An 8099-nucleotide genomic window follows, 5' to 3' on the forward strand; every position below is an offset into this window, starting at 1 on the left:
CGGACATCGGCGGCGGCGTGACCGAGCGCGGCGGAGGACGCACCGACGGCGGGCGCGACGGCGGCGCGAGGAGGTCGCCTTCCGGGGCCGGCGGCGGCACGGGCGAGACGGGCGGCGGGAGCGGCGCCGCGGCCGGCGGCGGGACGCTCGGCGAGGGAGACATCACGAACGGCGCGGCGGGCGGCAAGACCGAGGGCGGAGGCGGCGGCCGCAAGGAGCCGGGCGACGGCGCGGTCAGGGCGCTCTGCGGAGGAAGGGGCGGCGGCGCCATCGAGGGGGGCCGCGCGGTGACGGGGACGGCGGAGGGAGGTTGCGGCGTCGCTTGTGGCGGCGGCACGGGCGGCGGCGCCATCGGCGGGAGCGGCGGCGCGGGCGGCACGATCGCGGGCCTCACGTGCGCGGGCGGCGGCGTGCCGGTGTTGGCGTCGAACTCGATGTCGAACGACGGCAGCGGCGGGCGCGGCGCGGGCGGCGCGTCCATCGCGGCGGCGGAGAGGGCGTCGTCGAGCTCCTGGGCGTACATCCCGAGCTCGGAGGCGCGGAAGACGTTGCCCGAGGACTCGGCGGCCTCGGCCGCGCGACGGAGCCACACGACGGCGTCTCTTCGCTCACCACGCGCCCACAGCGTTCTCGCAGTCGACAACCCCCAGACGACATCCTCCGCGTCGTCGGGGCGCGCCTCGGGAAGCGTCACCGAAAGCTCGGCCATGACCAGACCACCCCTACCACAGGCGGTTTCTGGTCGGTGCGGGAAGTGCCGCCCCTTGGATCGCGTGGAGGCGACCGTCCTCTGCGCCGGCATACAGGACCCCGCCCGGGCCGAGGACGACCGGCGCGTCGACGTCGCCGGTCACGGGGACCGCAAAGAGGCGCGATCCGCGGGAATCCAGGGCGTAGACGTGGTCGTCGGCCGCGCCGAAGTAGAGGCGCCCCTCGGCGTCGACGAGGGGCCCGCCGTGAACGCCGAGCTCGCGCGGGCCGCCCTCCCGTATTCGAAAGGCAAACCGCTCGGCGCCGCTCGTCGGATCCAGGGCGACAATCCCTGGTCTCGGGCCGTACACTCCCGCGATCACGCTTCCATCGAGGCCGAGCGAGAGCCCTCCGCGGACGAACCCGCCGACGTCGGCACGAAACCGGAGCGCGCCGCTCTTCTCGAAGGCGAAGACATGGCCGCCGTCGGTGCCGACGAAGATCGCGCCGTCATCGCCGACGAGCGGCGCGCAGTCGACGTCGGCGCCGAGATCGCGGCGGAAGACGCGCGCGCCAGAGAGCGCGAACGCGTAGAGGTGATCGTCCTGCGCGCCGACGTAGATCGTGCCGTCGTCGTCGATCGCGGGCGAGCCGTAGATCTTGCGCTGCAAGCGGATGCGCGTGCGGAGCGATCCGTTCGGCCGGATCACGTAGAGCGAGCTGCCGGCGGCGATCACGATCGATCCGTCGGGCGCCTCGGCCGGCGCGGTGTCGGCGTCCCCGTCGACGAGGAGCTGCCAGAGGATGCGGCCGTCCGAGAGGCGAACGGCGACGACACGATCGGCGTCGGAGCCGATGACGGCGTGATCGCCCGTGACGAGCGGGCTCGTGTAGATGCGATCGCCGAGATGGAGCTTCCAGCGGAGATCGCCGGTGGGCGAGAGGCGCACGAGCGAGCCGTCGAGCGACGCGACGAGGAGATCGCCACCTTCGAGGATGGCAGGCATCGCGGCGATGGAGGCTTTGGCCTCGTGGAGGACGGTGGCGGTCGGGAGCGCGCGTGGGCCGTGGAAAGGGCTTCGATGCCGGCGTTTCGCGTCACCGCGGAAGGTGCGGCTCGGAGGACCTCGCACCACGACCTCGGGCGGCGGAGGCGGCGGAGGCGGCGGGAACGCCTCCGCGAGGCGAAGCGCGGGATCGAGGATCGCGTGTTCGGTCGAGCGCGCGCGATCACGAGCGACGCCGGCGCGCGTCCTGCGGAGAGGGCTGCGCAGATCGTCGCTGCAGCCGCGGACGCGAGGAGCGGCCCCGGCTTGACCTTCACCGCGCGCGACGACCGCTACTCCGCGACGAACCGCTGCGCTTCTCGGCGGCGCGGCTCTTCGCCGAGCTCGCGCCGTTCAGACCCGACGCACCGTGCGCGCCGTTCTTGGCCGCGCCGTTCACGCCGTTCACGCCATGCGCGCCGTTCATCGTGTAGCCGTGCTCCACGCAGCGACGCATCATCTCTTCTTTTCCGGCGAGCGAAACCGACTCGCCGGGCATGCGCCGCGCGAGCCATGCGATCAGCGTGAGCCCCGCTTCCCGCGCGGCGGGCGGCAGCGAGTTTTCCCGAAGGAGGCTCGCGATCTGGCCGATGAGCCGTGTGCGCTCTTCTTCGCAGGCCATCTCGAGCGGTTTCTCTAGCACGCGGGGACGGAAAACAAATAGCGATCAGAGGGGCGCGATCAGCACCTCCCGGTCCTTCGCTCCGTTCGCAGGACCGACGATCCCACGCTTTTCCATGGCCTCGACGATTTTTGCCGCACGGTTGTAGCCAACCCCGAGCTTGCGCTGGATCCACGAGGTCGAGCAGCGCCGCGTCTCGGCCACGATCCTTACGGCAGCGTCGTACATCGGATCGTTCTCGGCATCATTCGTGTCGGCCTCCTGGCCCTCCTCGTCGCGCGGCTTGAGGATCGCCTCGTCGTAGACCGGTTCGCCCTGGAGGCGCAGGAAGTCCGTGACCCGCTGCACTTCCTCCTCGCTCGCGAAGGGGCACTGCACGCGGCGCGTGTCGGTCGCGCCGTTCATCTTCACGAGCATGTCGCCGCGGCCGAGCAGGTGCTCGGCGCCCTGCTCGTCGAGGATCGTGCGGCTGTCGACCTTCTGCGCCACGCGGAACGCGATGCGCGTCGGGAAGTTCGCCTTGATCATGCCCGTGATCACGTCGACGCTCGGCCGCTGCGTCGCGAGGATGACGTGCATGCCCGCCGCGCGCGCCTTCTGCGCGAGCCGCGCGACGCTGGCCTCCACGTCCTTGCCCTGCTGCATCATGAGGTCGGCGAACTCGTCGACGACGATCACGATGTACGGAATCTTCTCCGGCAAGGCCACGTCGGTTCCGTCCTTCGCGGCATCGACCTCGACCTCGAGCCCCTCGGCCGAGATCGCGGCGACCTTCTTCGGCGGACGCGGGGGCTTCGCCTCGCCGCGCGCCACCTTCTCGACCCACGCGTTGTAGGTGCCGATGTTCTTCGTGCCCGCGTTCGCGAAGAGCTGGTAACGACGCTCCATCTCGTCGACGGCCCACTTGAGCGCGTTCGCCGCCTGCTTCATGTCCGTCACGACCGGAAGCAGCATGTGCGGGATGCGATCGAAGGGCGCGAGCTCGACGACCTTCGGATCGATCATGAGCATGCGGAGCTCGTCCGGCGTCTTGCGGAAGAGCAGGCTGACGAGCATGACGTTGAGGCCGACGCTCTTGCCCGCGCCCGTCGCGCCCGCGACGATCACGTGCGGCATGGACGCGAGGTCGGCGAAGTACGGCGCGCCGATGATGTCGCGGCCGAGGACACAAGGCAGCGGCGCCTTCATCTCCTGGAAGCGTCGATCCTCGACGAGCTCGCGCAGCGACACGGGCATGCGCCGCTCGTTCGGCAGCTCGAAGCCGATGCGGTTCTTGCCCGGGATCGGCGCGATGATGCGCACCTTGCGCGAGAGGCCGAGCGCGAGGTCGTCGGCGAGGCTCGCGACCTTCGAGACCTTCGTGCCCGCCGCCGGCGCGACCTCGAACGTGGTGACGGTCGGGCCCGGGTGGATCTCCTCGACCTTGCCGCTCACGCCGTAGTCCGCGAGCGTCTTCTCGAGGAGCGCGGCGTTGTCGCGGAGCTGCTCTTCGTCGATGGCGAACTTGTCGCCAGGCGAGGGCGGTTCGAGCATGTCCGTCGTGGGCAAGCGGAAGCCCTTGCCGACGGCGGGCACGACCTTCACGACCTCGGGCGCGCTCGGCTTCTCGGGCGCGGGCGCGATCGCTCGAGGTGCAACGGGCGCGGCGGGCGCGGGCGCGGGCGCAGGCGTCACGGGCTTGGCGATGGGCTTCGGCGGCTCGACCTTCACGGGCGCGATCGGGCTCTCGTCGATCGCCTCCTCCGGTTCGTCCTCGCCCACCTGTGCTTCGCGCTCGAAGTCGCGCTCGTCCTCGTCGTCCGTTTCGTCCTCTTCGTCGTCGACCTCGTTCACGACCGCAGGCTCGGGCGTGGGCGTGGGCGGCGGAGGCGGCGGCAGCGGCTTCGCCTTCGGCTCGATCGCGCGAGGCTTCGTGGTCGTCGGCTTGGGCGCTTGTGCCTTCGGCGGAGCCGCGGGCGGCGTCGGCGTGACGGCGGCGTCGAAGAACGCGTCTCCCGCGGCCATGTCCGAGACGGCGACGATCGCCACGGGATCCGCGGGCGGCGCGAAGATCGCGGGGCCCGTCGATTCCTTGACGGTCGTCGTGATCGGCGCGGGTGCAGGTGCACGCTCCGCGGGCGCAGGTGCACGCTCCGCAGACGCGATCGGGGCAGGAGCGATCGCAGCAGGCGCAGCCGATACAGCAGGCGTGATCGCAAGAGGCGCAGGCGCCGCCGATGCAGCCGGCGTGATCGACCGCTCGACCTCCGCCTCCGCTGCCGCCGTGTTCGTCACGATCACCGGCGCCGCCGCCGCGTTCTCCTTCGTCTCCGTTTCGGCCGCAGGCTTCGCCGCCTGCGCGCGCCGCTTCCGCTGCTGCGGCTTCGGCGCATCCGCCTCGACGAGCGCGCTCGCGATCACGCCGCCGTCGTTCCACGCGACCGGCAGCGCCGGGTCCGACGCGCCCTTCGCGATCACCACGTTCATCGCGTCGGGCGTCGCGTCCTTCTTGATCTCGTCTCCGTCGTCGCCGGCCGTCAGCGCCGCGATGATCGCGTCCGCCGCGGGCGTCGCCACGATCTTCGCGTCGCCGGCGCGCTCGGCCTTCTCGTCCTTCGTGCTCGCGCGCTCGATCTCGCGCGCCTTCTGCCACGCCGACGCGAGCGCCTTGAGCCCGAACGCGCCCTTCTCGCCGGCCGTCTCCAGCGTCTTCTGCATCCGCAGCACGAGCTCGATGAACGAGAACGTCGCGCGCTGGACCAGGATCAACGACACCACCGTCAGGCCGATGATGTACGAGCCGATCGCCGAGAACAGCGATCGCATCACCTCGCCGAAGAGCTCGCCCACCGCGCCGCCGAGCGGCATCGCGCCGAACGACGTCGCCACCGGAAAGGCCACGTGCGCGAGCGCGGCCAGGATCACGATGACCACGATGTCGCCGCCGAACCGCGACACGCTCGCGCGCGACGGCTTGCCCCCGAGCAGCGGCGCCGACAGCGCCACGAGCTCGAGCGGCAGCGCCCACGCGACGACGCCCACCGTGCTCGCCGCGAATCCCGCGAACGCCGCGCCCACGGGCCCGACCCAGTCCGGGCCCACGACCTCTGGCCGCAGTGGATCTCCTCGGAACGAAGCCAGCGCGAGCGACGTGTAGAGCGCGGACGCGAGCAGCACGAGCGCCGCCGCCTCCCGCGCATACGTGTGGCGCGTCGGCGCGGCCGTCGCCGCGGACGCACCCTCGCCCTCGCCCCCCCGGCCTCCGCCCCCACGCGTCTTTTTCGTGGGCGACGAAACAGTTTCACCGGGACCCGGGGCGGTCTGCACACGACGCGGAGCGAAGAGGGGAACGGTCATGGCCTACCTGAACCTACCTTGCCTACATATTCCCACTCTTCCCTCTATGCAAGTCCCTGGTGGCGAAGCCGGCGGGACGCACCGGGTTCGTGGTCGGGGGCACAGAGGATCCCCCTCTTCGGCGCGGCGCGGCGAGGTCAGGCCTTTGTTAAGGACCCGAAATTCTTTGAGCCTGGGACGCCCCGAGCGGTACCATCGCCGCCATTCCCAAGGACAGCATGCGAAGCGTTGATGGAGCAGGGCCGCGACCCAAGACCGCGAGGGTTCTCGCGACGTGCCTCGTGGCCTTGGGCATGGGGCTCGCGGTGAGCGGTTGCCGTGTCGACGACAACGACATCCACCGCTGGGAGAACACGGCCCACGGCCCGAAAAAGCTCTGCGCCGTGCTCCTGTACGACAAGTACGACACCTCGCTCCGCGTCGAGAGCGCGCTCGCGCTGATCCGCATGAAGCCGCGATCCGGCAGGCGTCTCGCCTTCACCCAGATCGACGGCGAGAATCCGCCGGAGAACGAGGCCTGCAAAGGCAGCCTCGTCGAGGTGCTCTCGGGCCTGCGCGCCGAGGTTCAGGCGCCGATCGTGTCGCAACTCGTCTCGTCGATCATCGTCGAGCTGAAGCGCCCGCCGCCCGTCGCACAGCCGGGACAGCCGGCGCCCGCGGACGGATCGTTCCCGTACAAGGACGCGGCCTACGCCATGCTCGTGGCGGACAAGCCGCCGCTCATCACGGACGAAGGCCTGAAGCAGACGCTCCGCGGCGCGCTCGTGGAGTGGGCGATGGCGGACTTCGAACGCCGCCTCGAAGCGCGCGGCCAGGCCTACGGGATGGAGCAGCTCCTGCGCGTGATCGGGGCGGAAGCGGTCGTGGGGCTGCCGAAGCTCATGACGAAGGACGCGCGCAAGCTCGACTCGATGGCCTCGCTCGTGGCGGAGCTCGGCGACGCGAAGACGAAGGAAGGCGCGTCCGCGGCGCTCGTCGAGGTCGCCAAGTGGATCCTCTCGGACGACTGGACGAAGGTGCGCACGCCCGAGCTCAAGGACTCGAACGCGGCGCAGAAGCTCACGCCGACCGAGGAGCAGTTCAAGAAGCAGATCGAGACGCTCCAGGACGACGAGCTCATCAAGGTCTTCGCCTCGATGCGCAGGGTCGGCCAGCGGCCCGTGGTCGACCACCTGCTCGGCTTCGCGGCGCGCAAGGATCAGAGCGAGAAACGAAGGCAAACCGCGCTCGCCGCGCTCGAGGGGCACCTCAAGAAGGACAACGCCGACGACGTCAAGCGGATCCTCGAGATCGCGGGCAGCGACGCGCCCGACGTGGTCCTGGATCAAGCCTTCCGCCGCATCGGCGAGCTGCCCCGCGAGGCGGTGGTCGAGAAGCTCTACGCCCTGTTCAAGACCGACAAGTGGAAGGTGCGCCGCGCCGCCGCGACGACGGTGCTCAAGATGTCGACGGTCAAGGACGTGGGCGAGTTCCTCGGGAAGCTCCCGGACGACAAAAACTTCGCCCTCGGCGAGGCGCTCACGTATGGCGCATATCTGGGCGAGTTGAAGGAGGGCACGCCCCTCGACGCGCTGAAGAAATACTTCGGCCCTGGATCACCCGCAGCGCGCACGAGCGCGATCGCGTATTATTTCACGTACGGAACCTCGGCGGACGTCTCCGCCCTGTCCTCGCTCGAGTCCGACGAGAGCAGGGCCCCGAAGTGCGACAGCGACCCGGACTGCAAATGGGTCTGCGATGTCCCCAAAGAGGGCAGCCAGGAGCGCGAGCAGAAAGAGATCAAGACGATCGGCGAGTTCGTCCGCCACTGCGTCGTGCCGGCGATGAAGGAGCGCAAACCCGAAGCTTCCAAGGAGCAAAAGAAATGAGCGGCACCGCACGCCCCGCGAGCAGCAATCGCAGAGCGTGCCGTACAGGTCTCGGAGGATCGGGCTTGCCGGATCCTCAGCACGGCTCGGAACCATCGACGACGATTAGGGAAAAATGAGCGCGGATCCGAACAAGAAGAGCGCAAGGACATTCCAGTGCCGCGACGTCCTCTGGGAGACGTTCGAACAGATGGCACGCGAGCTGGAGTGCTCGATCGACTACCTCATCAACGAGTCGATGAAGCAGTACGCGCGGCAGCGTAGCTACAGCCCGCGTACACCGTTCCCCGGCGCGGTCCGCAACGAGTCGGCCCCCGGAAGCGGCAGCCCGATGTCGACGCCGGGGATCCCCGCGCCGCCTCCGTCGCCGCCGCCCGGGTATCCGCCCGCCCCGGGCCCCACCACCGGCGTCTCGATGCCCGCAGCGTACAGCTCGGCCCCGATCGGCGCCGGCATGCCGCCCGCGCCGCCGCCCATGGTCGGCGCCCCGACGCAGCCGCCCGCGCCGCCGCCCATGCTCGGCGCCCCGCCCGCGCC

Annotated in this window: 4 protein-coding genes and 2 pseudogenes; 2 read left to right on the top strand and 4 right to left on the bottom strand. The window is 70.5% G+C overall.

What is annotated here, in order from left to right; genetic code table 11:
* The 4 genes and pseudogenes from QHF83_RS52220 to QHF83_RS52235 all read right to left on the bottom strand — a co-directional run.
* A pseudogene (locus QHF83_RS52220) lies at positions 1–709 on the bottom strand (hypothetical protein); the annotation flags it as partial.
* A 13-nt stretch (positions 710–722) separates the two neighbouring features.
* A complete protein-coding gene (locus QHF83_RS52225) occupies positions 723–1697 on the bottom strand; it encodes a PQQ-binding-like beta-propeller repeat protein (protein WP_282425681.1) in 975 nt (324 codons plus the stop codon).
* A 313-nt stretch (positions 1698–2010) separates the two neighbouring features.
* Positions 2011–2379 carry a hypothetical protein gene (locus QHF83_RS52230; RefSeq protein WP_282425682.1) on the bottom strand — a complete coding sequence of 123 codons (369 nt, stop codon included), beginning with the start codon at positions 2377–2379 and terminating at the stop codon, positions 2011–2013.
* A 24-nt stretch (positions 2380–2403) separates the two neighbouring features.
* Positions 2404–5694, bottom strand: coding sequence for a DNA translocase FtsK 4TM domain-containing protein (locus QHF83_RS52235; protein ID WP_282425683.1), 3291 nt, complete (start codon positions 5692–5694; stop codon positions 2404–2406).
* A 218-nt stretch (positions 5695–5912) separates the two neighbouring features.
* Here QHF83_RS52235 and QHF83_RS52240 point away from each other — a divergent pair, with 218 nt between their 5' ends.
* Positions 5913–7562, top strand: coding sequence for a HEAT repeat domain-containing protein (locus tag QHF83_RS52240; protein WP_282425684.1), 1650 nt, complete (start codon positions 5913–5915; stop codon positions 7560–7562).
* A 115-nt stretch (positions 7563–7677) separates the two neighbouring features.
* Positions 7678–8099 (top strand): annotated as a pseudogene (locus QHF83_RS52245) (hypothetical protein); the annotation flags it as partial.

It is taken from the genome of Polyangium sp. 15x6, from assembly GCF_029960785.1.
Taxonomy (GTDB): Bacteria; Myxococcota_A; Polyangia; order Polyangiales; family Polyangiaceae; genus Polyangium.